Origin of the sequence: Trabulsiella odontotermitis (assembly GCF_001297775.1) — a bacterium.
In the GTDB taxonomy this organism is placed as follows: Bacteria; Pseudomonadota; Gammaproteobacteria; order Enterobacterales; family Enterobacteriaceae; genus Trabulsiella; species Trabulsiella odontotermitis.
Genome location: NZ_LIFX01000019.1, coordinates 1 through 23,672 on the forward strand (window position 1 = coordinate 1; position 23,672 = coordinate 23,672).

The 23,672-nt window shown below is 57.2% G+C and carries 31 protein-coding genes and 1 pseudogene; 1 reads left to right on the forward strand and 31 read right to left on the reverse strand.

The features are described 5' to 3' along the window. The 31 genes and pseudogenes from AOY23_RS20640 to AOY23_RS22825 form a co-directional block, all read right to left on the reverse strand. Positions 1–617: pseudogene (locus AOY23_RS20640) on the reverse strand (hypothetical protein); the annotation flags it as partial. Between the two features lie 2 nt (positions 618–619). Then, entirely contained in the window at positions 620–1,198 is a 579-nt protein-coding gene (locus tag AOY23_RS20645; RefSeq protein ID WP_054181149.1) for a phage tail protein I, read from the reverse strand. Then, a complete protein-coding gene (locus AOY23_RS20650; protein ID WP_054181148.1) occupies positions 1,191–2,294 on the reverse strand; it encodes a baseplate assembly protein in 1,104 nt (367 codons plus the stop codon). Before AOY23_RS20650 ends, AOY23_RS20645 begins: the two co-directional genes overlap by 8 nt. Then, entirely contained in the window at positions 2,285–2,632 is a 348-nt protein-coding gene (locus AOY23_RS20655) for a GPW/gp25 family protein (protein WP_054181147.1), read from the reverse strand. Before AOY23_RS20655 ends, AOY23_RS20650 begins: the two co-directional genes overlap by 10 nt. A gap of 55 nt (positions 2,633–2,687) precedes the next feature. Beyond that, a complete protein-coding gene (locus tag AOY23_RS20660; RefSeq protein WP_054181146.1) occupies positions 2,688–3,284 on the reverse strand; it encodes a phage baseplate assembly protein V in 597 nt (198 codons plus the stop codon). Next, positions 3,281–4,450, reverse strand: a complete 1,170-nt coding sequence (locus AOY23_RS20665) for a phage late control D family protein (RefSeq protein WP_054181145.1) — start codon at positions 4,448–4,450, stop codon at positions 3,281–3,283. The genes AOY23_RS20660 and AOY23_RS20665 overlap by 4 nt, the downstream gene beginning before the upstream one ends. After that, positions 4,438–4,650 carry a tail protein X gene (locus tag AOY23_RS20670; protein WP_181497797.1) on the reverse strand — a complete coding sequence of 71 codons (213 nt, stop codon included), beginning with the start codon at positions 4,648–4,650 and terminating at the stop codon, positions 4,438–4,440. Before AOY23_RS20670 ends, AOY23_RS20665 begins: the two co-directional genes overlap by 13 nt. Beyond that, positions 4,650–5,534 carry a phage tail protein gene (locus tag AOY23_RS20675; protein ID WP_054181143.1) on the reverse strand — a complete coding sequence of 295 codons (885 nt, stop codon included), beginning with the start codon at positions 5,532–5,534 and terminating at the stop codon, positions 4,650–4,652. Before AOY23_RS20675 ends, AOY23_RS20670 begins: the two co-directional genes overlap by 1 nt. After that, positions 5,534–7,999 carry a phage tail tape measure protein gene (locus AOY23_RS20680; RefSeq protein ID WP_054181142.1) on the reverse strand — a complete coding sequence of 822 codons (2,466 nt, stop codon included), beginning with the start codon at positions 7,997–7,999 and terminating at the stop codon, positions 5,534–5,536. The genes AOY23_RS20675 and AOY23_RS20680 overlap by 1 nt, the downstream gene beginning before the upstream one ends. A 172-nt stretch (positions 8,000–8,171) precedes the next feature. Continuing rightward, the gene (locus AOY23_RS20685; RefSeq protein ID WP_054181141.1) at positions 8,172–8,492 is read right to left on the reverse strand and encodes a phage tail assembly protein; all 321 of its coding nucleotides are present in this window, start codon (positions 8,490–8,492) and stop codon (positions 8,172–8,174) included. Positions 8,493–8,590: 98 nt separating this feature from the next. After that, positions 8,591–8,824 carry a hypothetical protein gene (locus AOY23_RS20690; protein WP_249427723.1) on the reverse strand — a complete coding sequence of 78 codons (234 nt, stop codon included), beginning with the start codon at positions 8,822–8,824 and terminating at the stop codon, positions 8,591–8,593. A 50-nt stretch (positions 8,825–8,874) separates the two neighbouring features. Continuing rightward, positions 8,875–9,399: a phage major tail tube protein gene (locus AOY23_RS20695; RefSeq protein WP_162838558.1), complete on the reverse strand. Its 525-nt coding sequence runs from the start codon at positions 9,397–9,399 to the stop codon at positions 8,875–8,877. Continuing rightward, positions 9,396–10,823 carry a phage tail sheath subtilisin-like domain-containing protein gene (locus AOY23_RS20700; RefSeq protein ID WP_054181138.1) on the reverse strand — a complete coding sequence of 476 codons (1,428 nt, stop codon included), beginning with the start codon at positions 10,821–10,823 and terminating at the stop codon, positions 9,396–9,398. The genes AOY23_RS20695 and AOY23_RS20700 overlap by 4 nt, the downstream gene beginning before the upstream one ends. After that, entirely contained in the window at positions 10,813–11,064 is a 252-nt protein-coding gene (locus AOY23_RS20705) for a hypothetical protein (protein WP_190322508.1), read from the reverse strand. Before AOY23_RS20705 ends, AOY23_RS20700 begins: the two co-directional genes overlap by 11 nt. Further along, positions 11,064–11,528, reverse strand: coding sequence for a Gp37 family protein (locus tag AOY23_RS20710; RefSeq protein WP_032639465.1), 465 nt, complete (start codon positions 11,526–11,528; stop codon positions 11,064–11,066). The genes AOY23_RS20705 and AOY23_RS20710 overlap by 1 nt, the downstream gene beginning before the upstream one ends. Beyond that, on the reverse strand, positions 11,528–11,974 hold the full coding sequence (locus AOY23_RS20715) for a gp436 family protein (RefSeq protein ID WP_054181136.1): 447 nt from the start codon (positions 11,972–11,974) through the stop codon (positions 11,528–11,530). The genes AOY23_RS20710 and AOY23_RS20715 overlap by 1 nt, the downstream gene beginning before the upstream one ends. Position 11,975: 1 nt before the next feature. After that, a complete protein-coding gene (locus AOY23_RS20720; RefSeq protein ID WP_054181135.1) occupies positions 11,976–12,332 on the reverse strand; it encodes a DUF2190 family protein in 357 nt (118 codons plus the stop codon). Positions 12,333–12,342: 10 nt separating this feature from the next. Continuing rightward, positions 12,343–13,296 (reverse strand): hypothetical protein, encoded by a 954-nt coding sequence (locus AOY23_RS20725; protein ID WP_054181134.1) that lies wholly within the window; start codon positions 13,294–13,296, stop codon positions 12,343–12,345. A gap of 13 nt (positions 13,297–13,309) precedes the next feature. Next, the gene (locus tag AOY23_RS20730) at positions 13,310–14,407 is read right to left on the reverse strand and encodes a hypothetical protein (protein ID WP_054181133.1); all 1,098 of its coding nucleotides are present in this window, start codon (positions 14,405–14,407) and stop codon (positions 13,310–13,312) included. Between the two features lie 214 nt (positions 14,408–14,621). Beyond that, complete coding sequence (locus AOY23_RS20735; RefSeq protein ID WP_054181132.1) at positions 14,622–15,080, reverse strand: phage virion morphogenesis protein; 459 nt, start codon at positions 15,078–15,080, stop codon at positions 14,622–14,624. Positions 15,081–15,082: 2 nt separating this feature from the next. Beyond that, entirely contained in the window at positions 15,083–15,904 is an 822-nt protein-coding gene (locus tag AOY23_RS20740; protein ID WP_054181131.1) for a phage head morphogenesis protein, read from the reverse strand. Next, positions 15,885–17,381, reverse strand: coding sequence for a phage portal protein family protein (locus AOY23_RS20745; protein ID WP_054181130.1), 1,497 nt, complete (start codon positions 17,379–17,381; stop codon positions 15,885–15,887). The genes AOY23_RS20740 and AOY23_RS20745 overlap by 20 nt, the downstream gene beginning before the upstream one ends. Further along, the gene (locus AOY23_RS20750) at positions 17,381–18,904 is read right to left on the reverse strand and encodes a hypothetical protein (protein WP_054181129.1); all 1,524 of its coding nucleotides are present in this window, start codon (positions 18,902–18,904) and stop codon (positions 17,381–17,383) included. Before AOY23_RS20750 ends, AOY23_RS20745 begins: the two co-directional genes overlap by 1 nt. Next, positions 18,901–19,446 carry a DUF3486 family protein gene (locus AOY23_RS20755; protein ID WP_054181128.1) on the reverse strand — a complete coding sequence of 182 codons (546 nt, stop codon included), beginning with the start codon at positions 19,444–19,446 and terminating at the stop codon, positions 18,901–18,903. Before AOY23_RS20755 ends, AOY23_RS20750 begins: the two co-directional genes overlap by 4 nt. Further along, positions 19,446–19,757 carry a hypothetical protein gene (locus AOY23_RS20760; protein WP_006122433.1) on the reverse strand — a complete coding sequence of 104 codons (312 nt, stop codon included), beginning with the start codon at positions 19,755–19,757 and terminating at the stop codon, positions 19,446–19,448. Before AOY23_RS20760 ends, AOY23_RS20755 begins: the two co-directional genes overlap by 1 nt. Next, positions 19,750–20,082: a hypothetical protein gene (locus AOY23_RS20765; protein WP_054181127.1), complete on the reverse strand. Its 333-nt coding sequence runs from the start codon at positions 20,080–20,082 to the stop codon at positions 19,750–19,752. Before AOY23_RS20765 ends, AOY23_RS20760 begins: the two co-directional genes overlap by 8 nt. Next, positions 20,079–20,729, reverse strand: coding sequence for an MreC domain-containing protein (locus AOY23_RS20770; RefSeq protein ID WP_054181126.1), 651 nt, complete (start codon positions 20,727–20,729; stop codon positions 20,079–20,081). Before AOY23_RS20770 ends, AOY23_RS20765 begins: the two co-directional genes overlap by 4 nt. Further along, positions 20,713–21,441, reverse strand: a complete 729-nt coding sequence (locus AOY23_RS20775; protein ID WP_054181153.1) for a transglycosylase SLT domain-containing protein — start codon at positions 21,439–21,441, stop codon at positions 20,713–20,715. The genes AOY23_RS20770 and AOY23_RS20775 overlap by 17 nt, the downstream gene beginning before the upstream one ends. 14 nt (positions 21,442–21,455) lie before the next feature. Beyond that, on the reverse strand, positions 21,456–21,806 hold the full coding sequence (locus AOY23_RS20780; protein WP_023229458.1) for a putative holin: 351 nt from the start codon (positions 21,804–21,806) through the stop codon (positions 21,456–21,458). 139 nt (positions 21,807–21,945) lie between these two features. Next, on the reverse strand, positions 21,946–22,494 hold the full coding sequence (locus AOY23_RS20785) for a hypothetical protein (protein ID WP_054181125.1): 549 nt from the start codon (positions 22,492–22,494) through the stop codon (positions 21,946–21,948). After that, positions 22,472–22,669, reverse strand: coding sequence for a hypothetical protein (locus AOY23_RS22825; RefSeq protein ID WP_152960086.1), 198 nt, complete (start codon positions 22,667–22,669; stop codon positions 22,472–22,474). Before AOY23_RS22825 ends, AOY23_RS20785 begins: the two co-directional genes overlap by 23 nt. A gap of 229 nt (positions 22,670–22,898) precedes the next feature. On the opposite strand from AOY23_RS22825, the gene AOY23_RS20790 reads away from it, so the two are divergent. Next, entirely contained in the window at positions 22,899–23,669 is a 771-nt protein-coding gene (locus tag AOY23_RS20790; protein WP_054181124.1) for a DNA adenine methylase, read from the forward strand. Positions 23,670–23,672: the final 3 nt, after the last annotated feature.

The following is a 23,672-nucleotide window of genomic DNA, read 5'->3' on the forward strand; positions in this document are numbered from 1 at the left end:
AAACCAAGGTAATTGAGAAGCGCTGACACGGACTTTCCAGACAATTCGGTAAGCGTATTGTCCAGAGGCTGCTTACCTGCCAGCGCGTTTGTCATAGTGGTGGCAAAGTTCGGATCGTTACCCAAAGCCGCCGCCAGCTCATTAAGCGTATCAAGCGCTTCAGGAGAGGAGGCAACAAGTGCTGCAAGTGCCGCTTTAACGAATGCCGTGGTGGCCAGCTGTGTATCATTGGACGCCTGCGCTGCAGTCGGCGCTGTCGGTTTACCGGTTAAGCCAGGACTGGCCAGTGGAGCATATTCGGCGACCACCGTTTTGACATGACCTGTGGTGGCCAGTTTGGTGCTGTTATCCGTTTTGCTCACTGTTGGCGCGGTCGGTGAACCGGTCAGGGCCGGACTATCCTTCGGCGCATACTGAGTGTGCGGGTCCGGGGCGGCAATATGATCCGCCAAATTCTGACCGCCTTTCTCAACCTGTTGTTTCAGGTACGATGTCCGGCTGGCCAGTTGCTTAGCCTGACGGTTAGAAATCCCATCAGGCCCGCCCAGAACGGGGTCAGAGACCTCTATCTGGTAGATGCCGTCTTCCCACTGCGGGGTTTCAGGTAGGTTTGCCATGATTAACTGCTCCCGTGGTTATAGCTGCCGTCATAGTTGACGGTGTTGTTGTAGCGAATCGCGACAGACTGATACTCCAGACTGGCAAGGTGACAGCGGGCCGGTGCGAACGCGGCGAGGGTCTGTCGCAAAAGCGCAGCCTGGTCGTTAGTGATGGGCTGCCGGAGGATAACGCGATAAACCGCCCAAGCCTCGGCATCGCCATGAACATAGATACCGTTGTACGTGTGTCTGCCGTCGTAGCCGATTTGACTGGTCCCCTCAATCAGGTCGACCTCGCCAAAACCAAAGCGACGGATGATTTCCCGGATTGACCACGGCGTCCCCTTGTAGCGGTGAAGCTCAATGGCCGATTTAATCAGGGCACGGCGCACGTCATCAGCTTCAGCCAGTTCCCAGCCGTCGCCGAACAGAGAGAATTGCTCGCCCAGCCATGGCAGCGCTGAGCTGTCGACGATATCCACCAGGTAGACCATCAGGGCTTCCAGGTTGATGCTGTCCAGTCGCCCGGCCAGTCTGCCCAGCGTTCTGAGGCTGATATCCCCCTCAAGCGGCGGCGGAAGTTGTAGCGGTTCAGCCATCGGCTACCCCCGACATGGTGATGTTGATGGAGGTACAGTTGGCCCACTCGTTTTCCGCCACCACAACCAGCGCCAGTCCGGGCAGTTCAACCTGATATACCCCCTCAACGGACAGGACGGCGTTAATCTGCCCAGGCACGATATCCAGCCCCAGTTTTGCCCGACGAGCAGCCACCCAGCGCTGAATGGCATTATTGGCGGCGTCTTTTATCGAACTGACGTCCTGACCACGATAAACCGTGATGCGGGCATCGATGGCATAGTCCACCTGTACTGGCGTTCTGGCATGAACGGTATCGGTAAGCGGTCTGACTTTCTCATCCGAACAGAAGCTCTCGACCAGCGTGAGGATGCTGTCGTCCGGCAGACCGGTGCTGAGCAGTGGATACAGCTCGACGGTGCCGGGCACAGGCGAGAGAACGGCGACATCGACAATGCTGGGATGTGCTCCCATGGCATGAAAACGGTATGCGCCACGGCTTCCGGCATTGGTGAAGGACTCAGGAGCCAGCCTGATGCGCTCACGCAGTCGGTCATTGTCTTCCTGCTCTGACCCGCCAGAACTGGCGGAAAGATTGGTGACCTGCAGGTCGACGTTGTCAATCTCATCAAGCAACTGGCTGACCTGAGCTGGTTGCCAGCCGTTACCGGCATCACCAGGTTCGGTACAGGTCGCTGTGGCATTGACCAGCATAAGGCCCGCCTTAAGCACCACGTCCGCATCGGTAGCGAAAATAACACTGTCGGAGGCGCTGACGCGGGTGCCAGCCGGTATCACTACATCCATCGCCATCGGTTCGTCGACAGCGAATTGGAGAGGTGTCGATGCAGGCTGCGCGGCAAGGCGGTACACGCCAACCAGTTCACCGAGGTAATCAATCATCGGCTCACGGGCAAAGGCGACCAGATTCTGCTTCGCCGCCTCCTGTACTGCCACCCTGACCAGCATTTCGCGATAGGCCCAGAGGTCAATCAGCAGACGTTCGGCCTGTGCCGGATAAAGCGTTTTGCCGGTATCCGCCTCATACTTCGCAATCATTTCTGCCGTGATTTTGTCGGCATCGCGTTCAATAAAATCGGGGTCTGTCAGCGCCATAGCAGTTCCTGAGTCCGGGGTTGTCCGTCTGAGCCTTTCCAGCTCACCCGGAGCGTAAGATGTTCACCGTCAACGGCGGGTTTAACTGACGTCAGCTGGCAGCGAGGCTCCCAGCGGCGAATGGCATCGACGGACTCGCGCACGACGTGCGGAATGGCACGATCAACGGGCCAGTCGATATAAAGGTGCAGATTGCTGCCGAACTCCGGGCGGTGCGGGTCGCTGCCGCGAGGAGTGCGCAGAATAATTTGAATGGCCTGCCAGATATCATCCAGCCCCTGGACGATTTCGCCGGGGGCCTGCAGGGCCGGTTGCCAGAATACTGAGGTTGTTTTCATGGGGGCAGTATTGCCCCCGGAAGGGATTGCCGATATTAAAGGCGTTTAAGAAGGTTCAGTGGGAGTGGTGGTTGGAGTTTGCGCCATCAGACAGCATGCTGCCGGTGGCGTGGGCATTCCCTTCAATCTCAATGTTGCCCTTAATCGTCGCGGTGGCACCTTCACCGCCAGAGCCAGCCATCCCTCCCTCGTAAGTTAGCTTACCCCTGACAAGCAGATCTCCGGTCATTTCGGTCTGTGGCGCATCAATTGTGGCTTTCTGCGTTTTCACGAGCACGTCAGCACTACACTCAATCACCAGATGCTCGATTCCGCCCTTAATGGTGAGCGTATGGGTGCCCCGGTGGTAGCTGAACTCCGCCCCGTCGCTGAATGTTGTGCCGCGAACGTTCTTGTCGCTGAACGATGGTTTATCAATGTCGGAATAGACTGCGCCAAGAATCACACCATCTTCGCCGTTTTCATCCAGCAGCACTTTGACCTGTTCCCCCACATCCGGGAGCCAGTAGTCTTTGTTGTTCTGGGTATTGCGCTGAAGGACGTCCAGCCAGTTGGTGCGCATGTTATCGCACTCAGGCAAACGGACACGGGCTTTCACGCCATCAGCATCGACGGCGCTGACTGTACCAGTCTGTAGGGTTACGCCTGTCATTTTTTCTTTTCCTTTATTACCGTGGTTGTGGTGCCGTCCGGCTTGTAGACGGTGAGCGTCTGGGTCTTGCCGGTCTTATTGCCTTTCTTCGCCTTACCCCGCGTCACCGGCCCCCGCGCGACGTCCAGCTCGGTCACGTAGCCGCTGCTGCGGTCAAGTGTATGGCGGGCAGTGGTTATCAGCCACGGCCCGGATAGCTGGCCAAAGCCTGACAGTTCAATTTTATTGCCTGCCGTCAGCTGGGATGCTCCCATCAGGGTCAGGGAACCGCTCTGCTGGTATTCGTTGTGACGGGCCAGCGCGGAATCGGCCTTGATGCGGGCGCTGTCCGGGTCACTGACGCGGCTGTTGACCTGAAGCCTGTCGGCGCTGGTGACCTTGCCGCCTTTGGTTTGCCTGCTGCTCTCGCTGGTCCCACCGTCAGCCTCATATACAATCAGCTTTTTTGTGCTGCTCTTCTGGTGCTTGACCCTGGCGGATTTATAGACCCGGTTGATGGTATCGCGAAGCGAGTAACGGGCCACATCCTGTGGCTTCAGCTGCCGCACCGGCTCCTGGCTGCGAAGCGTGGCCAGATGCGAAAATATCAACTGGTCGCTGACAATCTTCACCGCATAACCGTACTCGCTGGCCAGCCGGTGCAGAAAGGCCACGTCGGTCTCGGCGTACTGCGTCACACGGTCAATTTTGATGGCCTCGATGCTGCCGACAAGCTTCAGTTGATGCTTTTTGGCAATACGCCCGGCGATGGCCGCCAGCGTTGTGCTCTCGAAACCCCGACTTGATTTCGTCCGTAACGCGCTGTTGACTGAGGTGGCCACGCCCCGAATAGAAACCACGGAAGCAGGTGAACTGACCTCTATCTCGTCGATCGAGAAAGTACCGCAGGACAGCAGTTTCTCGCCCTGGTAGCCCACCTTCAGGGTCAGCGTGTCGCCTTTGCCCGGATACCATGCATCCAGCCAGCGGCCATCGGTATCATCCAGCTCCACCTCAATGGTGTCAGACTCATTTTTGATGTTATCGCTGTACGTAATGCGGGTGACGTATGGGGTGATATCGCTGGTGATATTCTTTTTCAGATACCACAGGGTGAACACCGGTGAAAGTACGTCGCTGACGCCTGTCAGGGCAGACGATGCCTGCGAACTGCTTACCTCAGCCATGGTGGGGTATCCTCTTCTGTCGTGGCTTCTTCAGCCTCAATCACCGGAATGAGCAACAGCAGCCCGGAGGGCAGCACCGGTGTGATGGCCACGTGCGGATTGGCGGCAATAATCCGGGGATAGCCCATCGGGTCGCCGTAATACTGCCATGCAAGCGCATCCCAGCGCTCCCCGTCCCGGGTGACATGCTCAAGAAACATCAGACACTCCTCGCCAGGATTCTGGCAGCCATGGTGCTTAACCCCGGCGACATGCGGGTGAAGGTGGTGCTGGCGGAGTTAAGCTGGCCGGAAACCGCATCCAGTGCCGCCGCGATATTGCTGCCGTCGACGCCGTTCAGCGCGGATTGCGCCTGCTGAACATACGAGGCAGCCTCACCGGTGGCCCGTGCCAGACTGACTGCTTCCGGCATGGACTCTGCCAGCGCATTAAACGCCGGGATACTGCTCCCCAGTGAGCCGGAGATGTTCCCCAGCCCGCTCATCAGCCCTGGTAAACGGGTCAGCGCCACTGTCGGGTTATCCTTCATTTTCTGTGCAATCCGCACCGCGCTCATGGTGGTCTGGAGCACTGACTGTGCCTGCTTCGCATAGTTGACGCCGTCCCGGACATACTGCGCCACGCCGGAAGGTGACGGAACCGCAGAAGATATCGCGCCGGTGCCCGGTACCTGTGCACGGATAGCGGGCGGCTTCAGGGGGTTTTTAGGGTCGCCGATGTACTCCCGGAGAGACGCGGTGGCATTGACGGCCAGCACGTTGCCGGTGCTGTCGGTCTGCTCACTGGTCGCAGTCACGTCGGTAATCACAAACCAGCCGCGATAGTCGCCGTTGCCAAAGACCAGCGCCAGCGCCTGATGAGCTTTCATCGCCGTTCTCAGGCGGGCCAGCTCGACGTCGGGCACGCAATAATGCTGGTGAAAGACCAGGCTTATCTGGATTTCGTCCAGCTTGTCGCCAATGAACTGCAGGCCGGGCTTCCCTTCGATGCGGGCATGCTCGGCGTAATCGACGCCGAATGTCGCCTCGAAGCCGTCCCAGTAGGTAATCAGCTCAAACTCAATATCGCCCAGAACTGCAAACATCAGCTGTACCTCCTGCGCTGTTGCTGAGCCAGCAGACGCTCCAGCATTTTTTCCAGCTCGTGCACGCTCATATTCAGCGCACCGGTCAGCCCGGCTGGCGCTGCTGTCTCTTTGCCATTGAGGTAGAACTGAGGATTAAAGTCGACCTGAATACCACCAGACATTCCGCCACCGGATGCAGCTGCGCCACGGCCTGAATACCCCGCAGCCATGATTTCTGGCGACGGGATACGGGGAACATCCGGGGTCATTTCTTCAGCCAGCCGCTGCCCGGCCAGCGCCGCAAGCGGAGTGGTTCGCTGCAGGCCGATGGCTGCTCCCTGTGCGATGTTGTCACCAAAGCCCATAAACACCCGGCTCGGTGAGTGAATGCCCAGTTTTTCTTTAAACCAGCCGCCGACGCTGTCTCCCATGTCGGTGACGGTGGTTTTGAGCGAGTCCCATTTGTTTTTGATGCCGTTTATCAGCCCGTCGATAAGATGGCCACCGAAGTCAGTGAACTTCGCTGGCAGATCAACGCCGAGATATTTCAGCGCAGCCGCAAAGGCTTTGTAGAGCAGACCAACCGGCGACCAGTTAATCAGCAGCTTACCAATCCCCACGATACCGCCGTTAAACGCCGTTTTAATATCTGCCCAGCGCTGTTTAAACCAGCCGCTGACTGCTCCCCAGTTGCGGTAAATAAGATAAGCAGCCACAGCAACGGCGGTGATGGCCAGACCGATAGGGTTCATCATCAGTGCCCGGCCAATCCAGAGAACGGCCCGTCCGGCGAGCATAATACCGCGAACAAGACCGCCTCCGAGTACACGCCCCAGCGTTCCGGCCCCTCTGGCGACAGCGCTGAAGCCGGTCACCAGCCAGCGGAGTTTGCCGCCTTCACCCAGTGCAAGGGTCAGACGAAGCCAGTTAGCACGAAGCCGAACAACACTTCCCCATACGCTGGTAAATGGTGAGATAAGGAGATTCAGCCCCAGCTTGAGACCGATTGTGGCCATCTTGAAAGCAAGTAATGCCCCCACAATCTTAATGGTACCGCTGACCAGCTGCGGATTGGCTGCAATCCACTTACCTACGCTGTCTATCAGAGGAATGAATGTTTCGCCTAACTGGATTAATGCAGGTTTTAATGACTCGCCGATGCTGATTGCTGACTCATTAAAACCGACCTGGGTCCTGCGCCAGCGCGCCTCAAGAGTATCGTTTTGCTTCTTAAAATCAGTACTGAGCGTGTTCTGTGCTGTAGGGCTATTCATTTCCTGTTTATTGGACTGATATTTATCCCAGCCCTGACGCATCGCCAGCAGATGGTTGACAGTCTGAATATCGGTGAAGACTTCCGCCAGTCCGAAGGACTCCATCAACTTCTGCTGACCTTCCTGATCTCCAGAATCCTTTGCCGCATTCCACTGTTGTAAAAACGCCTTACCTTTACCGTCAACAAAACGGTTGGCAATCATCAGAGAGGCTTCATACTGAGAGAGTCCCTGGGCTACATAATTTTGCATTGACCCCTGGTAGTCCACTCCGGCTTTGGCATATTTCTGAATGGTATCTCCGCGCCCCATCGCCGCCAGCCAGTTAGACATATTGGTGACTGCTTCCTCTGCAGAGCCGCTGCCTTTACCCACTTCCAGACTGGCGACAATCTGGGTTATGGCGTCTTTACCGTAAATACCACGGGCTGCGAAAGCTTTGGCCATACCGGGTAACGCTTTCGCCATATCCTTCAGTTCAAATGAGCCGAGCTTGGCCCCGGTAGCCGCCATACCAAACGCCTGCTCCAGCTCCTTCGCATCGGTAATTTTAAGCGCATCGCTGAAGGCATAAGTCATTTTGGCGAGGTCGGTCATATCCGCTTTGGTGGCCGTGGCTGTTTTACCCAGCATCCCCGCAAATTTTGCTGCCTGTTCCGGGTTCATACCATCAGCAACCAGTTGACCAACACCACCCAGCAGAGACTCCTGCAGCTGGTTAACCCTGAGCGATGCCTGACGAATAGCAGTACCGATAGCCTGTTCCTGACGTGCATCCAGATCGCCGGTCACGCTGATATCGCGAAGCTGGGACTCAAACGAGGCATATTGTTTTACTGAGTTCATTACGGGTGAACCCAGCGTTCGGGCAACGGCATAGGTCTCAGCCCCCTGACCATAGAGCGCCATGCGGTTAGCTTTCAGCGCATCACTGGTGGCCGATACCGCTGACAGACGGCGCTGCTGACGCTCAATTTGCTCCATTGTGCGACTTACACGCAGTAGATCGCTGTTGAGGCGCTGCATCCGGGATGAACCCAGTTGCCCATAGCGCTCTGTTGCGCGGGTTAAGGCGTTCTGGCGCTCCTGGAGGCGACGTGACGTATCGCCAAGGGAGTCGAGGGCACGTCGGGTACCGCTGACGGCAGAGCGAAAGCTGCTCCCGACAATGCCGCCAATGATGACGCCGACTGAAAATTCACTTGCCACGGTGGCTATCCTCTGAAAGTGGAGAGTCATGCAAAACAGCCGCAAGAAGCGGCTGTTAAGTGCTGAGGGTTACTGGTTGTCGCCGTACTCGCTTTTGATCTGCTCTTCGGCCTGGTCGAGCCACATCTCCAGATCGTCAGTATCGAGGGCATCAATCTCCCCAGGCTGAAATCTAAACCACCTCGCCAGCAGTCCCTGTGCCTGCGTCAGGGTCTTTGTTGCTTTTGCCCAGCCCAGTGACTTGCTGAAATCGTTTCTGCAGCTCCAGATAATCAGCAAGGTCCATATTATCCAGGTCCTCCGGGAGCAGGCCGGTACTGCGGGAAATCAGAGGCTCATCCCAGTCAGCCGGGTCTTTATGCGTTTTCTTGATCAGCTTGAGGTCTTTAACCATCAGGCGCTTAAGGGTGAGTTGAGAAACGGAGTTACCCGCAGCCGTGGTGAATGGGAACTGCAGGACAAAGATTTCGGCTTCTGTTTGGGTCTGTGACATGTTCATGCTCCTGTGTAAGTTCAGGGCAGTATGTTCGGTGACGCGGGGAACGAATATTAAAGGGGATTAAGAAGAAAGGGGCCGAAGCCCCTGTGATATCAGTGAGTGCGAAAGCCTTTGCAGTTACGAAGAAACTCGATAATGAGCGCCTTACCTTCGGCTTTGCCGATGCCGGTAAACCAGTGGTCTGGTGGTTCCCATGCCTCAATCAGGTCAGCCAGCTTCCGTGCTCTGGAGCGGGTACAGTCAATCGGGTCATTGGTTTTTTGGGTGTTAAAAAGGTTTTCCACCCCCGGAATATCGAGGAGGGTAAACCAGGTTCCATTAGCCATACCAATCGAACCGCAGTTCCCGCCTTTGTCTTCAATCTTGACGGTCACTATCAGCCCCCGATATTGATGCGGTAGTCAGTCAACTGGTCAACACCGCCGACGCGGAAGATGTTGGCCAGATAGTCCAGCTCCAGCAGTTCTTCACCATCCAGTACCTGCTTGATGTACGTGCAGGTGAAGCTACTGGAGAACTCGGCGTTCTCATGCTGCTTGAAGGTGCCCAGAGGGTTCTTCTTGAACATGATGGTCAGGAACGTCACCAGCGGCACTTCATCAATCAGCCCCTGAGAACTGTAGCGCTGAACGCTGGAACGGCACTGCAGCGCCAGTGATTTATACGGGTTCGCAGCAGACAGCATCGCGTCGCGGTAAAAGCTGTTCCACTTGATCTCACCCTCCAGCTTGTCGAAGCCTGCCGGGAGTTCCACCTTGCCAACCATCCCCAGCGCCTTATGCTCCTGCATGGTCATGGACACATCAGGCAGTTTGACCTCCTCGGCCCGGCCCAGCAGGTTAGCGCTATCCAGATAGATGTTGGCATTGGTGATGCGGTTGATCTCAATCTTTGCCATCAGCTATTCCCCTTCAGGGTTAACAGGTATTCCGAGGTGATCTCGGTCTCAAACGTCAGTCGTTCCAGCGGCGGTGGCGGCGTGTATTTGTAGCTCAGCAACAGGTGACCGGCGGCAAGCTCCGTCTCTTCGTTACGGGAGGGATCAAACCAGCATTTAAAACCCAGCAGAGCGCCATCGCCAATCATCTTGCGCCCGTAGGCATTGACCGATTCCGTCAGCGCATCAATCAGCGCCTGGGTAATCGGCATGTCGATGTACTGCTGGCTGAAGTAGCGCAGGGACTCGTTGATCACATCGCCGGTGCGACGAACGTTCTCAAAGTTGCGCATATGCGTAACTGTTGGCCATGCCGCTGTCCGGTTGCCCCACAGGCGCAGGCCGCTGCCGTAGCTGCTGAAGACCGTCGTGATGCCCTGTTCGTTGAGCAGGTTCACCTCGCTCTGCGGGTCGTCAATCATTGCCGACAGCTGACGCTCAACGCCGGTGATACCCAGAATCTCCTGGTTGGAGGATGACCACCAGTAGCCCTTGTCCAGGTCGACTTTGGCACGCAGCCCTGCGGCACGCTGGCTCAGCGGCTCCAGTCGCTCGCTGTTGGTGGCCGCGTCATATACTTTCACGTGGGGGTAGCACAGGCGGACACGATCGGAGCTGGTATTAAAGTTGATAGTACCTGCCGGGCCACGTCCCGCCAGTGCCTGTGCAAAGGTGGTACCAATCGGTGCATCGATGTAGGTCACCGCGCCCAGCTTCACAGCCATGGCGATAAGCTCAACCGAGACGCTGTTCTGGGTACAGAATACCGGGGCAATCAGGATTTTGGCGAAGTAGCCAAACAGGTTGAAGCTGTCGTTAAGCAGCTTCATGCCGGTACGGTTGCCCGCCGCGTTAACGGCACCGATGATATCAGCCGGGGTGACTTTGGTCGGATCAGCATAGTTATAGCTGGCCTTCACCGTTGCATTTGCAGCAATGCTCTTACCGAGGTTGGTAATCACCCCGGTCTGTGCATCAAGCGAGTAGTCCTGACCTTCCACATAAGGCTGGCCATCGCTGTCCGGTTTCAGTACCAGCTGCGCAACCACCGGATTAGCCAGCTGTGCCTTGCCCGTCGCCTTGTCGAATGTTACGTCTTCATCGGCCACAGCGGTTTTATGCACAGCCGGATCAAGCACGTTAATGACCAGAACGGTGCCTGCCCCGTGGTCGTAGATCGCATCCAGTGCCTGCGGAATGGTAAAGCCAGTGAGCTGGCTGCCAAACGCCGCTGCATCTTTCTCAGACAGACACTGCACCAGCGTATTGACGTCTCCCATTGGGGCAGTACCAATCAGGCCAATGACGGCGGATTTCACCGTTTTAACCGGGCGGGCACCGTTTTCCACCTCAATGGTTTCGACGCCATGCAGATAGTTAGCTGACATGGGAGTCCTCCGTTTTCACATCGCTGTCGCCGCCGCTCCTGCGCTTTTGTGGCTGCACAGCCGGTGTGCTGGCGGGTTTAGTCTCTTCAGATACCGGCGTCAGATGCTTCAGCGCCACCAGTACCTTCACATAGTCATGCTCCTCCGGCAGGGAAACATTCTTCCCCGGCCAGAGCAGGATTTCGGTTCCGTCCGACAGCGTGACGCCGCTGGCCGGGCCGGAATAGCGGTATTCTTTCATCACTCGCTTTCCTCATAGTTCACTTCGGTTAACAACGGGCCGGACGGTAAATCGCTGTCTTCGATAAAGACGCTTTCGGTTGCGAAGTCGAGAGCGTACTGCCACAGCCCCTTGACCTCACCGATAAACACTTCACGGGTCAGCCAGATACGACGGCGGCAGTTCGGCGGGGTGTAACCGCCGAGGATGCGGCGGACTGCATCCAGAACGTCAATCGCACCTCTTTTACCGTTGAGCTGGCGGAAGACCACCGTGACGCAGAGCTGAATGGTCTGGGGCTGGATCACCGCGCCGATATCATTGGGCTTGTCGAAGCGCGACCCGGCATAGCTCACCAGCAGCGCCCCAACAGGATGATTCAGGCGATATTCAGCCGGTTTCTCCGGGAAGTACTCCACCTGCAGCTGGGGCAGTTTCTCGCGTAACCGGGCCAGTACAGCATCAAGGACGGGCAGAACGTTCATCAGTATTTCTCCAGCAAACCATCACGCCCGCCAAAGGTGGGGCGGCGTGCCCGCGCCCGGATTTCACCGGACTCGGGCACATCTTTTTGGGTGGACTGCAGCCCCAGTGTGAGCTTCCCGTCGCGGATAGCCTCCAGCTGACGCCGGGCCTCTTTGTGGTCATCCTTCACGGTATCCGGGACTGCACCTTCCGGGCGGCGGGTATAGAGCCGGTAACGCACCAGCGTGATGGCAATGTCCCGCAGAACGGTCGGTATCTCCGCCAGTGGCAGGGTATAGCGTCCGCGCAGATGGGCATCAATCAGCTCATCTGCATAGCGAATACAGCCATCCACCACCTCTGTCTTCACCGCTGCGGGTGTGTCGAAATCCAGCTCCTCGTTGGTGAGCTGGATAAGCGTCCGCTCCGGCACCTGCTCAACCAAATCCGCCAGAGAGCAGTACATGTCACACCCCGCGCAGGATGCGGATAACATCGCCTTCGGCCAGCGCATCATCCAGTGCAATCCCGGCTGAAATACCCGCCGGGGTTTCACCGGCTGCCGGGACCTGAGGAACGGCACAGGCGTTCGCATCCGACTGGACGTTCTGCCCTTTATTGACTGCCGCACCGGCTTCGACGGCAACGATGCCCAGTACGTTAACCGGCGTTACATCACCGGCAGCGGCATCCACCTCCGCCACACCGAGCGCGACGGCTCCGGCCTTGCATGGCGCGTTATCGACACCGACAAACCGCTGTTGTGTCAGCGCCGCGCTGGCCGTCACGGTGGTGGTCAGAATGACCTGCTGAGTTGTACCCATGGCAGTCTCCTTATTTCACGATGTTGGTGACGAGATACCCGGCATCGCCACCGACCACGGCGACTTTGTAGATATCGGTATAACGGCAGTACTTCACCTTGCCGCCGACGCCGTCGTATTTATCCGCCACCGGCATGCCTTTACGGCGCAGGGTGTAACCGAAGGACGGCTCGTTTTCGTCGGCGCTGTCGGTGCCCGGCTGGGGTTTGCCGACGTAATGCAGCATCAGATTGTCGCCCCAGATATCGGTCGGGACTTTGTCCTTGTTCTGCGCGTCTTTCATGGATGCCATGGAGACCGGCTCGCCAATCGCCACATCCTCCAGCTGGAAAAGGTCTTTCAGAATTTCGATGGTGATACGCTTGCGCTCGTTGGCACCAATCGCGGCCTGAATCGCCGGGTGGAACTTCAGCAGCGACATGACGCTTGCCCCCATGGTCATCAGGTTCGGACGCAGGCCAGTGGCGTTACGTACCGCTTCGATCCCGCCCTCGATGATGCCAATCGGATCACCCTTGCCACCGCCCCAGCGTTCAGCCGCAGCCAGCGCTTTGACGTTAGCTGCACGGTAGACGTTTTTGTCCTGGGCCAGACGGGCCGCATACAGTTCGCGCTTGAGGTTGACGCCGCTGGTCACACGGCGAATGGCTTTGGCCTCTTCGTTGAACATCGACTCGGCCTGCTCGCGATAGTCCACCGGCGCGGCCAGATCGTGTTCGTTGAGAACCAGGTCCAGCTTGCCGGTTTTCTCGCGTACCAGAACGTTGCTGTCAGCCCCCACGGCACGCTCGGTGTCGTACTCCACAAAGGCGGATTTACCGAAAGTCGGAACGGTCACACCTTCCTTATCGGTCTGGACAATGGGGAAGATGCGCTCGCCGATGAACGCGACATTTTTATAACCGCGAGCGATGCTGGTCAGCACCGGGTCAACAACGCGCTTACCCTTTAAATAGTCAGACATGTTCTCTCCTTAATTACAGGCAGCGGGAGACAGCAGCGTCGTAGCTGATGCCTTCTTTTTTCGACAGTTCCAGCGCTTTCTGATGCAGCGCCAGACGTTCCGGGTCGGCTTCAGCGAACTCTGCTGACGTCGTTCTGATATCCGTGTTCACGCGGTCTTTGGTCGCGTGCTCACTGAAATTCAGTACCGGGGCAGTGCCATCCAGCAGTGTCTTAAACGCCGTGGCCAGCGGGGTGCGGGTATCGCCCTCGGCGAACTCGACAGGCTTATCACCACCGGCTACCGCATCAAGAATGGCAACAACAACCGGTTTTGCTGCCGGGGTCAGGCGACCCGCGCCGACCAGCTTCTCGGCAAAGGAGACGTTGTCCGCGTGCAGTTTTTCCTGCCTGGTCTTCGCTTCCTGTTCCGCCCGCTGGGTGGCTTCCGCTTTCAGACGCGTATTTTCCGCCTGAAGCGCTTTGATTTCTTCATCAGTCATGGTGCTGTTCTCTTGTTGAGGGTTGGGATTGTGTTCACTGAAGTCCGGTTCAGACTTCCCGGTGTCGCGGTAAGCCTCTTCGCGCAGGGAGTCAACCTGCCATGAAGGAAGCACCTTGTCGGTCTCGTCCAGCCCGAACTGGGCGATCAGAAAATCGCGCAGACGCCGCCATAAAGAGGCATTGGTGATATCACTCCAGTCGGCAAACTCCACGACGCCTTCTTCTTTCTCACCAAACGACACCTGCTTCAGCCCCTTAATGGAAGGTGGCTGTGCCCCCAGAAAGCCGACATGACGCAGGTAAAGCGTGCCGGGCTTCGGATTGTTCGGTGAGTCAGGGAGATAGAACGAGGCGGAGACCTTCTTGAAGCGTCCGTTGCCCACCAGTTCGGCAAACTGCGGGTCGAGCTGGTCAGGTTCAGCCAACAGGTCAGCGCCGTTAAGCGACAAGGATTTCACCCAGCCCCACGCCGGGTCTTCCGTTTTGGGGTGGCCAATAACGAGTGGTGCTTCATGGACGGACGGGTCATAGGCTTTCACGCAGGCGGCAAGATCGCTTTGCGTGAACGGCAGTTTCGCGCCGTGCATATCGGTATGAGTACCGGCTTTAAAAATGTGAATGGCTGGCATTTTGCTGTCCCGCGTTACGTTGTTGGGGACAGTCTGTGGAAAAAGCATCAGCAGCGCTTTTAATCTGCTTTAGAAAAAATCGGGGGTATCAGTACGGGGAATGTCACGCTGCAGGCGAATAGTGGTGCGAAGCGGGGGCTGTAAAGCCTTTATAAAGGTAATACAGCCCCTCAGCGGCTGGCAATGATAAATCACCCGCCTGTAGAGACAAAACTCAGCGACGGGCCGCTGCTTCAAGATGGCGGACAATCGTATCGAGGATGGGGACAACCACATCAGGCTGCAGCTCTCCGTCACCCGTCATCGGCAGGAACGGACGGGCCGGAAGCTCAACAGATTCATTACGCCCCGTTTTACCCCCAAACTGGTGAACAGGCCCATAAACGACGTTAGTGCCGACCGCGGCCTGCCTGTCATCATGATCGGTTGATACTGACCCCATCAGACGCCCGGTCTTCTGCAGTGTTTGTCCGTCACGTTCGATTGCTGCCAGCGAGGGAGTCCATCCCGGACGGCCCTCATCAAGAAAGTTAAACTGCGTTTCCGCCAGCAGGGTTCCGGCGATTTTGCGCATCGCGGGTTCAAGGTCTGTCGCGGCCAGGTCCAGTGCACGGAGGCTCCGGCGCAGGGATTCATCGCTAATGGTGATATTGACCAGGTTATCAGAAGCCATCGTTATCCTCTCAGTTCCTGCTGTGCCAGCGGGTTAAGCGTGCCCTGATAGCGGGCCAGATCAGGACGGTATGCCGCCCCCGGTGCGTAAGACCAGCCAACATCGGTAGCCACCTGCGTGGTGCCGGTATTGAACGTGGCGACGTTCTGCATCTCGCCCGTTTTCTCTGACACCAGCTTCAGCTCCCAGCCCATGGCTGCGCCAGAGCCAGACACCTTCAGGCCACGGGCACGCACATCCGCCGCGCTCAGGGCAATCACGCCACAACGGCAGCGCCAGCCATTCGGCGGATAGAACGCCTGCCAGAACGGGTCATCATAGCGCAGCACAAGACCATGCAGGGCCAGATGACTCTTGCGGGTATGGCTGTCGTTGATGCCGGTATACATCCAGTAGGGCCTGTCGTCTACGTTCTCCATCTGTTCAGCCCATCGCCCGGCGCTGTAGAGCACGGACATATTGGTGCGAAAGATGGTATCGAGCCGCCACGGGCTGCCCTGCTGGATGGTGACCGGCTCACCCGTTACCGGGTCGGTGGTATCGCGTGGCCCCCACCATCCCTTGCGCTGCAGCTCCGGCTCCAGCTCCTGCCGGAACCAGCGGTCAGTCTTACCTTCATCCAGCGCCTGCTGCAGGGCGCTTCGAATATCTTCCAGAATATCCAGTCGGGTCACTTTGGCGACGGTGAAGGCACGGGCATGGGCATCCTGCCACATGTCCTCCCAGTCCCAGGTCATTTTATACCCTTTGGATTTCAGGTAACTGATAGCCCGTTTAGGGGGCAGCGTCATGCAGTAGGCCAGCTCAGCCGTTGTCACGCTCATGCAAACGCCCCCAGACAGTTGCAACAAACATAATACGGGCCAGTCGCTCCTGCAGATCATCCGCGTTCATCTGCGGATAAAGTTCGGCCAGTTCGCCCAGCAGTTCAGACGGGTTCACGCCGTCTTTCACTCGCTTAAAGAGCGGCTCCAGCACTGGCGCAAGCACGTTGTTTAGCGTGCCACCGTTCATCAGAATATCCAGCGCATCATCGAGGTCCTGCTGGGCCTGTATATCGGCATCAATCGCCTCGGCAAATGACAGCGGCAGCGCGTTCTTCTGGCGCTCTGACGGTGGTGTCTCGTCAATATCTCCGTCCTGCAGCTGGTACTCGCGCTTCCAGTACTGCGGCAGGAAGGCCACCCCTGCGCGGCTGAGCTTCTCGTCACGGGTGGCCTGCGTATCGTCGACCGTACCCTGTTCCCACATCTTCCAGACGGGGCTGGCCACGTCGCCGAAGTTCATCGACACCGCCATTTTGATGGCCTGATTCACCGCGCTGACCACGATGTCGGCATCAGCGTCCCGGATATCATCGGTGACCTCCAGACCTGCCTGCGCGGAGGCGCGGGTGCTGTTGGCTTCGGTAGTCTGGTTCTGCCCCAGCAACGCGATGGAGATTTCACTGCGGGCAAGCGTTATCAGGTCTTTATAAATATCGCTGCTGTCGGCCTTGCCAGCGGCCTCCTTAATTTCAATGGAGGAATCGTCAGGGATAGCGGCCACCGCGTCTTCCACCATTGCCTCCATGGAGTCCAGCAGCAGGTCAATCTCGCCCTGTGCCGTACCGCGCGGATGCTTGCCAATGACCCACGGTGAGCCGTACTTCTCGGCAAAGCGTACCCAGAACTTCATGCCGCCTTTTTTAAAGGTCACAGGCCAGAAGCACATCGACAGGTCGGGGAAACCATACGGGTTGTCGTAGGTCGCGTCCTGGCGTGGTACCACGAACTTGTTCAGCGGTACCGCTTCACCTTCCAGCCCGGTGTCTTTGGCACGAAAGCGCAGCAGGTTGTCGTTGTCGAACTGGAACCACTCAGGCGGCTTACCCACGATATCGGCGATGGCCCAGGATTTAACAGAGCGTCCCCACATGACCTCACAGGGCTGATATCCATAGAGAACGGCATCGGTCATCTCGCCGATGATGCGGGACAGATCCAGATCGTCGAGCATATCCCGGATGAAGCTGAATACCCGCGCCGGGGCATGACCACGTTCAAGACCGCGCTCCAGCGATTTGACCGCTGCCTTACGCCTGCGGATGCAGCCGCCGACCAGCGGGTCGGTACGCAGCTCGCGATAGATGCGGATATCCCTGCCCTGAGATTTCAGAATGGGGTCAGGGTTAGGCAGGTACATCCCCAGCCCGAAGAAGTCGATGGAGCGGCTGCGCGAGGCGATTTGCTCCGTCAGCGTTTTATTGGGTTCGGCAAATTTGACGAACTCACTGGGTGAAACCCAGAGTCCACGGGCCATCAGTAATCCTCCAGCATACGGGCCGCCTGACGGCGACGGCGAGAGCTTGCCTTCACCGGCCCTTTGTTAATTTCACGGCTGGCAAAGTACGCCAGCGCCAGCGCGATAGCTGAATCGCCGTGGCGTTTGCCATTATCCGTCTTCGCTTTTGAGCGCTGTTCCGGCACGCGGGGAACGCCGTTTACCACCTGAACGGCCCGCAGGTCATCCAGCGTGTCTTCATCCTTCGGCAAATCAACCAGATTGCCGTCTTCCAGCGCAGCTTTGACCGGCGGCATATGCTCGCGATACCAGCCCTCGGTGGGCATGACCTGCTTAACCCGGCTAGAGCCATAGCGCTGCATGGCGTATTCGGCGAGGTAGGAGCCGTTACCACGGGCATCGAGCGCCGCACCCATCAGGTTTGGCAGGCCGTCCATCAGGTACCACGCGATTTGCTCCTGTTGCTTGAACGGCACGTTGCGCAGCTCCATCACAAACGGTACGCGGCGCACCAGGTTTTTCTCCTGCAGCAGGGGATAGTCAACCGACAGGTCACCGCTGCGGCCAAAGTCACGCCCCAGGAAAGAGCGGGCATCTGCAGGCAGAGCCTCCAGTTGCGGTTTCAGATGCGTATCCAGCCAGTCCTGCGTCTCGCTCCAGCGGACATCGTCGGGCTTAAGCTCATAACCCTCCGGGCAGGTCAGGCGTAACACCGGCGTATCAGCCGACATGCGTGACTCAATCAGTGCGCGGGACAGCCAGGCTCCGCCGCCGTTAGCCGGGATACAGTCAAGCTCTTCCGATGCGCCAGCACCGTAGAATTTGTATACCGACGCCATCCATGCATCTTCCGCCTCCTGCGACCATGCCTTCCCGGTGCGCAGACAGACACGGCGAAAGAGTCCCTCTGCCACCGCCTCTTTGAACGGGATTCGCTGCACGCTGCCGCCTTGACGCCCGGCCCGGATATCGCCGATAAGCGTATTGAACGGGTTGTCGTCGCCGTCATGGGTGGAGATAACGCGAACCTTGCCGCCCCAGATAAGCATCGCCAGCGCCGCCTTCAGCAGCTCGTCCAGTTGCTCATGGAACGCCGCTTCGTCGATAACAATGATGCCCTGACGACCACGCAGGTTAGACGGACGGCTGGAGAGCGCGACAACGCGGAAGCCGGAGTCAGGGAATTTGATGGTGTAGGTCTTGATGTGCTTGTCATCTTCCTCCTCTTCCCAGAAGCCTTCCTCGATTTCACTGGCGGCATAGTTGAACATGCGCGCCCACATCGCACAGGCCTGGATATATTCGACGGTCATGTCCTGGTTGTAGGCGATGTAATAGACGTTCATGCCTCCGGCTGTCACCGCTGATGCTGCCGTCAGAACGTTATCGGATGCCTCGGCCCAGGTGATACCGGTACGGCGGCTCTTCTCGATAATCTTGAGCGGGGAATTATCAGCCACCCAGCGCTGCTGATAGGGCATCAGTACAACGGGTACGTCGGAATCTGAGGTGTCAGGTACAACGGGCGGTAACGGATTCACGATGCGATCCCCAGGATTTCACGGCGTATTGCCTGTGCCGCTTCATGTGACAGACCGCCCTTACGGGCAATTTTCTCGGCATTGCTGGCCGCCAGCTGCGCTCTGGAGCGGACTTCAGTCTGAAACTTTTTCAGGTTGACCGAGGCGCGGGACAGCGTGGCCACGTTCTTCGCCACCTTCGACAGCAGCGCCACGCGCTCTTTGGGATCGACTTCGCCTTCCTCCGCTTCCTGCAGCTGGACGATGCTCTCGAACAACTCCGTCTGAATCAGGGCAATCACCGCCTCCGAACGCGCGTCCTGATCGTCGGCTGCGCCCTCGGTCAGCATGCGGGCCGCTTCGGTGGCCGCACGGATGGCACCATAACGGCGCTCAATCTTCTGGCCATAGCGATGGATAGCCGATTTGCTGATGACATACCCCCGATCGCGCAACAGGGTCTCCAGCTCGGTATATCCGCTGAAGCCGGATTCGTTAAGCGCCCGCTCAAGCCAGCGACGCACATCTTCCGGCAGCTTTTCTATCGTGCTGCGTCTGGCCATCATTCACTCCAGTACTTTTCCGGGCGGGCGATGCCGGGGCCGCATTCCACGGTGTATTCCACCAGATCAACGCCGAGGCGGGTCAGGTCAGCGAACCAGTCGCCGGAGGGCTTTTTCTCCAGATCAACCATCTTGCGGTCAGCCAGATAATCCAGCTCACGGCGCAGCTCCAGCGGCGTGGTGTCCGGGTAGATGGCGCGGGACACGTCCAGCAGCAGCGTCTCGCTGGCGGTGTACGGGCGGGTTTTGTTCAGAGCAACCAGCAGGCTCCAGCGCAGGGATTCCCGGCGCACGCGGGCGATATCAACCATTGTGACCTCCTGTATGACGGTACTGCTGTACCACTTCCAGTTTGTTGTAGAGTGCGTCCAGCTTGGCCTCGATAACCGTCTGGCCACGGATGTAGTCCTCGCGGCGAACATAGTTCAGCGGCAAATCCGCCTTAAACCGCATAAATTCTTTTTCCAGCTCGCCCCAGTTGGAGGCGGACTGCTGCAGCGACTGCTCAAGTGAGGCGAACCGCGCAGCCTGGCGCTCCTCCGCTTTACTGAACAGCCACTTGGCCATACCACCGACAAAGCTCATGAAGGTGATGAGGAAGCCCACCACCGTCCAGAATTCAACCTGCAACGTCATTTCTGTAATCCTTCCCGTTCGTCCAGCAACCCGTTTATCTGGCTGTGCCAGATGCGGCACTGCTTCGCGTTGTCGATGATGTTGGCGAGGACGTCACGCTGGGAGACGCCTGAGTCGCGTAGCCAGGCGTCAGCGGCTTCAGGTTGCCCGGACGCTGCGCCAGTGCCGGTGCCAGCGGTGGTAGTTGTGTCTGAATGGCCGCTGTCGACGGATGCGTTGCCATATCCGAGTGCGGCGTTGTACTGGCGCACGAAACCGCGAGTAAACACGCACTCAATGGGATGGCTCTTGCCTTTTTCATCAATCCAGCGCTGTGTGACATCGTTAATTTGCCCCTGTAGTTGTTTGTTCTGGCTCTCAAGTTGAGCTATCTGCTCAAGGTACCCAGCCTCGGCCTGTTGCCCGGTGGCGACCTGCGCCTGATAACGCTTTGCCCAATCACGGAGCGCAGCGTTCTCAAGCGCCGTTTGTTCGGTTTTGTATGTATCAAATGCGGACTGCAGGCGACTAAGCGCCGCAATGCTGTTACGTTTCTCATCTTCAGTGCCGTCGTGATAGCCCCAGCGATTCAGTCCATAAAGAACGCCTATCAGGACAAGTGCCAGCACCATGCCGCGCCACGGTAATCTTTTAACCAGGTTCCACACAGCTGCTGCCTCCCCATGTCAGATATCCCGGTGCCAGCTCCCGCAGAATGCGATGCGGGTAGTGGCGGTTCTCACGCCAGCTGGCGGGGCTGCGTCCGGCATTGACCGTGGCGACATGACCAAACCAGCGGCCGCTGTCCAGCCCTTTCTGCGATGCCAGCCGTTTGTCACGCTGCACCCAGCCCAGACCGCCGTTGTACCCCGACAGGGCCATGGCCATCCGCTCACAGTTGTTGGCGGCGCTTACTCGCTCCCATAGCCAGCGGTCATAGCTGACCAGCGCCCGGATAGCCCATGCAGGATTGAACGGCTCGCGGCTCTTAAGCCCCGGCATTAGCTGGCTTATCCAGTCGGCAGTGGCGGGCATAAACTGCGCCAGTCCCTGAGCACCAACCGGTGAGACCGCATCAGGTCGCCAGCCGCTTTCCTGATGCAGCTGCGCGGCAAAATCGGCCACCGGCGCAGACATCCCCCATTCAAGCCGGGCATTACGGATCACATCGTCGCGATACTGCAGCGCGGCCTGCGGTGGCTGGGCTGCGCGGGCCTGACTGAAGAAGCCGCCACACCACAGCAACCAGGCTACCGTTGCTGAACCAAAGAGCTGCCACCAGAAACTGTGCTTACCCGTGCGAGCTTGCCCGTGGCGGGCAAGCTCGATGCCAAGCCCCAGCAATACCAGCACGGCCCAGACAACCTGAGGCCAGTACATATAGAGGGTCATCGTTAAAGCCCCATCGCTACGGCCAGACAGACTGCGGCAACAATCAGCGCACGGCGGATCAACGCAGCGGAAAAGACCAGGTGAAGGCCAGTCTGGACGGGGAAGCGACCATCAGCCATCAGCCTGTCATCATGCTTCAGGTACTGACCGGGACGGGCTTTGGGGAACAGCGAACGGTCAAGCCAGTAACCCAGTACTGCAGCCAGCGTGATGAGTGACAGCTTGTAGACAACCACCGGTAACTGCTGGGGCGATACAAGACCGATGGTGCCGAGCAGCAGCACAGAGGTCAGCAGCCAGCCGCTGAGACGGGGCTTTTTAACGGGGGGAATGAATTTTTTCAGGTTCTTCATGATGCGTCTCCTTGTTGTGTGGGAGACAGCATCACAAATGTGGCGGGATACGGATTTTAAAGCGCGTTATAAGTGTGGATAAGGAATCATCGGCCAGAATGGTACTAGCACCATAAAGAAACTAACTGAAACGGCCGCTTCAGGCGTGCTTCATATCTTTAACTCTTCGCAGTTTGCCCGCCTGAAAGTCTAATACAGGAGAAAGCAGACGCTGCCAGAACCCTATGACGACCATCTGGTCAACAGGGTAGTCCATCGAAAGGATTTGCTCGTTATAGCAGATGCTGTCCAGAACACGAAGAACAGGCGGTTCATCCTTCTCAATAGATAAACGTTCAGATGTAATGGCCTGAACACTTTCTTTTGATACGTCAGACACCAGTATCATTTTCTGCTCCAGCTCAAAGAACTTGCGTGCAAAATCAAAATGAGCACGGGCACGCTGCGATGAGGCAACGACCAAATTGATCGCAGAAAAAGCAGTCACGATAGCCGCTGAAAGCACGGCTAAATTCGTATTAGCCTGAGATAAAACACCATAAATAGCCGTTGAGCCAAAAATCAGAGACAACACATTCGTGGTCTGATCCAGCCGATCAAACCAAGCTCTGCGGCGATTATGGTAGCGAACGGAACGCCTTACATCGAACAGAAGGCCTTCCCACTCATGATCCAGATTTGTCTCCACTGTTATCTCCTCTTCCTGGACGTACAGGAGGTGAAAAAGTATTCGTCACAATATTACCCTTGCGCTCGCCATAATCCGCAGAATCATTATTGTAACTCTCGCGCGAAGGACGCGGGCGATTGTCAGACTCATTCTTCTGAGAACCAGGCTTGTGTGGATTATGTTTATCATTCATTCGTGACTTTCCTTTTCAAGGCAAATTACTAAACCAGTAAACAGCGTTAATAGTCGTAGGGTATCCCTTAACCTCATCCTGACAGTGAAAGAACGACCAGCCCGGTGCGGTAACACCGGGCTGGTCATCAACCCACAGGTATGCACTGTGAGCCGACCAGGGTTCAGTCAGTCTCGCGAGACCAGACTAGCCTGCCATATTTTCACTGATTGCAAAAGGCTTACGGATAATGAAAGAACAATCTTTACCCATCGTTCCATGGATTGGCGGAAAACGTCGTCTGGCGAAGCATATTCTGCCGCTGTTCCCGGCCCACACCTGCTATGTGGAGCCGTTCTGCGGGGCAGCTGCGCTCTATTTTCTCAAGACACCCAGCAAGATCGAAGTCATTAACGATATCAACGGTGAGCTGGTGAATCTGTATCGGGTGGTAAAACATCACCTAGAAGAGTTTGTCCGGCAGTTCAAATGGGCACTGGTCAGCCGTCAGATTTACAAATGGCTGCAGGATACGCCGGAAGAGACACTCACCGACATTCAGCGTGCGGCTCGGTTCTACTACCTGCAGAAACAAGCATTTGGAGGCAAGGTCGCGGATCACACATTCGGTACCTCTACAACCAGTGCGCCGCGCTTCAATTTGCTGCGTATTGAGGAAGAACTGTCGATGGCACACCTGCGCCTGTCGAGAACGCTGATAGAGCATCTGGACTGGCACCAGTGCATAGAGCGATATGATCGCCCGCATACGCTGTTCTACTGTGACCCACCATACTGGGGAACAGAGGGCTATGGCGTGGATTTTCCGATAGGGAACTACATCCACATGTCGGAACTGGCGCGGAACATCAAAGGGAAAATGATTATATCGGTGAACGATATCCCTGAAATGCGGCAAGCGTTCAACGGACTGAACATTCAGACAGTTGATATCAGCTACAACCTGAAGGCCACAGGTAAAGCTACGCCACGGAAAGAATTAGTGATTTGTAATTTTTAATTA

What these genes read in the sequence shown, in the direction of transcription:
- AOY23_RS20670 (WP_181497797.1), bottom strand. Translation starts at nt 4,650, where the DNA reads ATGTTTCTTGAGCATGTCACCCGGGACGGGGAGCGCTGGGATGCGCTT.
- AOY23_RS20665 (WP_054181145.1), bottom strand. Translation starts at nt 4,450, where the DNA reads ATGGCTGAGGTAAGCAGTTCGCAGGCATCGTCTGCCCTGACAGGCGTC.
- AOY23_RS20705 (WP_190322508.1), bottom strand. Translation starts at nt 11,064, where the DNA reads ATGAAAGAATACCGCTATTCCGGCCCGGCCAGCGGCGTCACGCTGTCG.
- AOY23_RS20655 (WP_054181147.1), bottom strand. Translation starts at nt 2,632, where the DNA reads ATGAAAACAACCTCAGTATTCTGGCAACCGGCCCTGCAGGCCCCCGGC.
- AOY23_RS20730 (WP_054181133.1), bottom strand. Translation starts at nt 14,407, where the DNA reads ATGCCAGCCATTCACATTTTTAAAGCCGGTACTCATACCGATATGCAC.
- AOY23_RS20720 (WP_054181135.1), bottom strand. Translation starts at nt 12,332, where the DNA reads ATGGGTACAACTCAGCAGGTCATTCTGACCACCACCGTGACGGCCAGC.
- AOY23_RS20650 (WP_054181148.1), bottom strand. Translation starts at nt 2,294, where the DNA reads ATGGCGCTGACAGACCCCGATTTTATTGAACGCGATGCCGACAAAATC.
- AOY23_RS20700 (WP_054181138.1), bottom strand. Translation starts at nt 10,823, where the DNA reads ATGTCAGCTAACTATCTGCATGGCGTCGAAACCATTGAGGTGGAAAAC.
- AOY23_RS20775 (WP_054181153.1), bottom strand. Translation starts at nt 21,441, where the DNA reads ATGTACTGGCCTCAGGTTGTCTGGGCCGTGCTGGTATTGCTGGGGCTT.
- AOY23_RS20715 (WP_054181136.1), bottom strand. Translation starts at nt 11,974, where the DNA reads ATGTACTGCTCTCTGGCGGATTTGGTTGAGCAGGTGCCGGAGCGGACG.
- AOY23_RS20780 (WP_023229458.1), bottom strand. Translation starts at nt 21,806, where the DNA reads ATGAAGAACCTGAAAAAATTCATTCCCCCCGTTAAAAAGCCCCGTCTC.
- AOY23_RS20660 (WP_054181146.1), bottom strand. Translation starts at nt 3,284, where the DNA reads ATGACAGGCGTAACCCTACAGACTGGTACAGTCAGCGCCGTCGATGCT.
- AOY23_RS20755 (WP_054181128.1), bottom strand. Translation starts at nt 19,446, where the DNA reads ATGGCCAGACGCAGCACGATAGAAAAGCTGCCGGAAGATGTGCGTCGC.
- AOY23_RS20690 (WP_249427723.1), bottom strand. Translation starts at nt 8,824, where the DNA reads ATGGCTAATGGAACCTGGTTTACCCTCCTCGATATTCCGGGGGTGGAA.
- AOY23_RS20675 (WP_054181143.1), bottom strand. Translation starts at nt 5,534, where the DNA reads ATGTTTGCAGTTCTGGGCGATATTGAGTTTGAGCTGATTACCTACTGG.
- AOY23_RS20710 (WP_032639465.1), bottom strand. Translation starts at nt 11,528, where the DNA reads ATGAACGTTCTGCCCGTCCTTGATGCTGTACTGGCCCGGTTACGCGAG.
- AOY23_RS20790 (WP_054181124.1), top strand. Translation starts at nt 22,899, where the DNA reads ATGAAAGAACAATCTTTACCCATCGTTCCATGGATTGGCGGAAAACGT.
- AOY23_RS22825 (WP_152960086.1), bottom strand. Translation starts at nt 22,669, where the DNA reads ATGAATGATAAACATAATCCACACAAGCCTGGTTCTCAGAAGAATGAG.
- AOY23_RS20725 (WP_054181134.1), bottom strand. Translation starts at nt 13,296, where the DNA reads ATGTCTGACTATTTAAAGGGTAAGCGCGTTGTTGACCCGGTGCTGACC.
- AOY23_RS20745 (WP_054181130.1), bottom strand. Translation starts at nt 17,381, where the DNA reads ATGGCCCGTGGACTCTGGGTTTCACCCAGTGAGTTCGTCAAATTTGCC.
- AOY23_RS20645 (WP_054181149.1), bottom strand. Translation starts at nt 1,198, where the DNA reads ATGGCTGAACCGCTACAACTTCCGCCGCCGCTTGAGGGGGATATCAGC.
- AOY23_RS20760 (WP_006122433.1), bottom strand. Translation starts at nt 19,757, where the DNA reads ATGGTTGATATCGCCCGCGTGCGCCGGGAATCCCTGCGCTGGAGCCTG.
- AOY23_RS20740 (WP_054181131.1), bottom strand. Translation starts at nt 15,904, where the DNA reads ATGAGCGTGACAACGGCTGAGCTGGCCTACTGCATGACGCTGCCCCCT.
- AOY23_RS20685 (WP_054181141.1), bottom strand. Translation starts at nt 8,492, where the DNA reads ATGTCACAGACCCAAACAGAAGCCGAAATCTTTGTCCTGCAGTTCCCA.
- AOY23_RS20735 (WP_054181132.1), bottom strand. Translation starts at nt 15,080, where the DNA reads ATGGCTTCTGATAACCTGGTCAATATCACCATTAGCGATGAATCCCTG.
- AOY23_RS20765 (WP_054181127.1), bottom strand. Translation starts at nt 20,082, where the DNA reads ATGACGTTGCAGGTTGAATTCTGGACGGTGGTGGGCTTCCTCATCACC.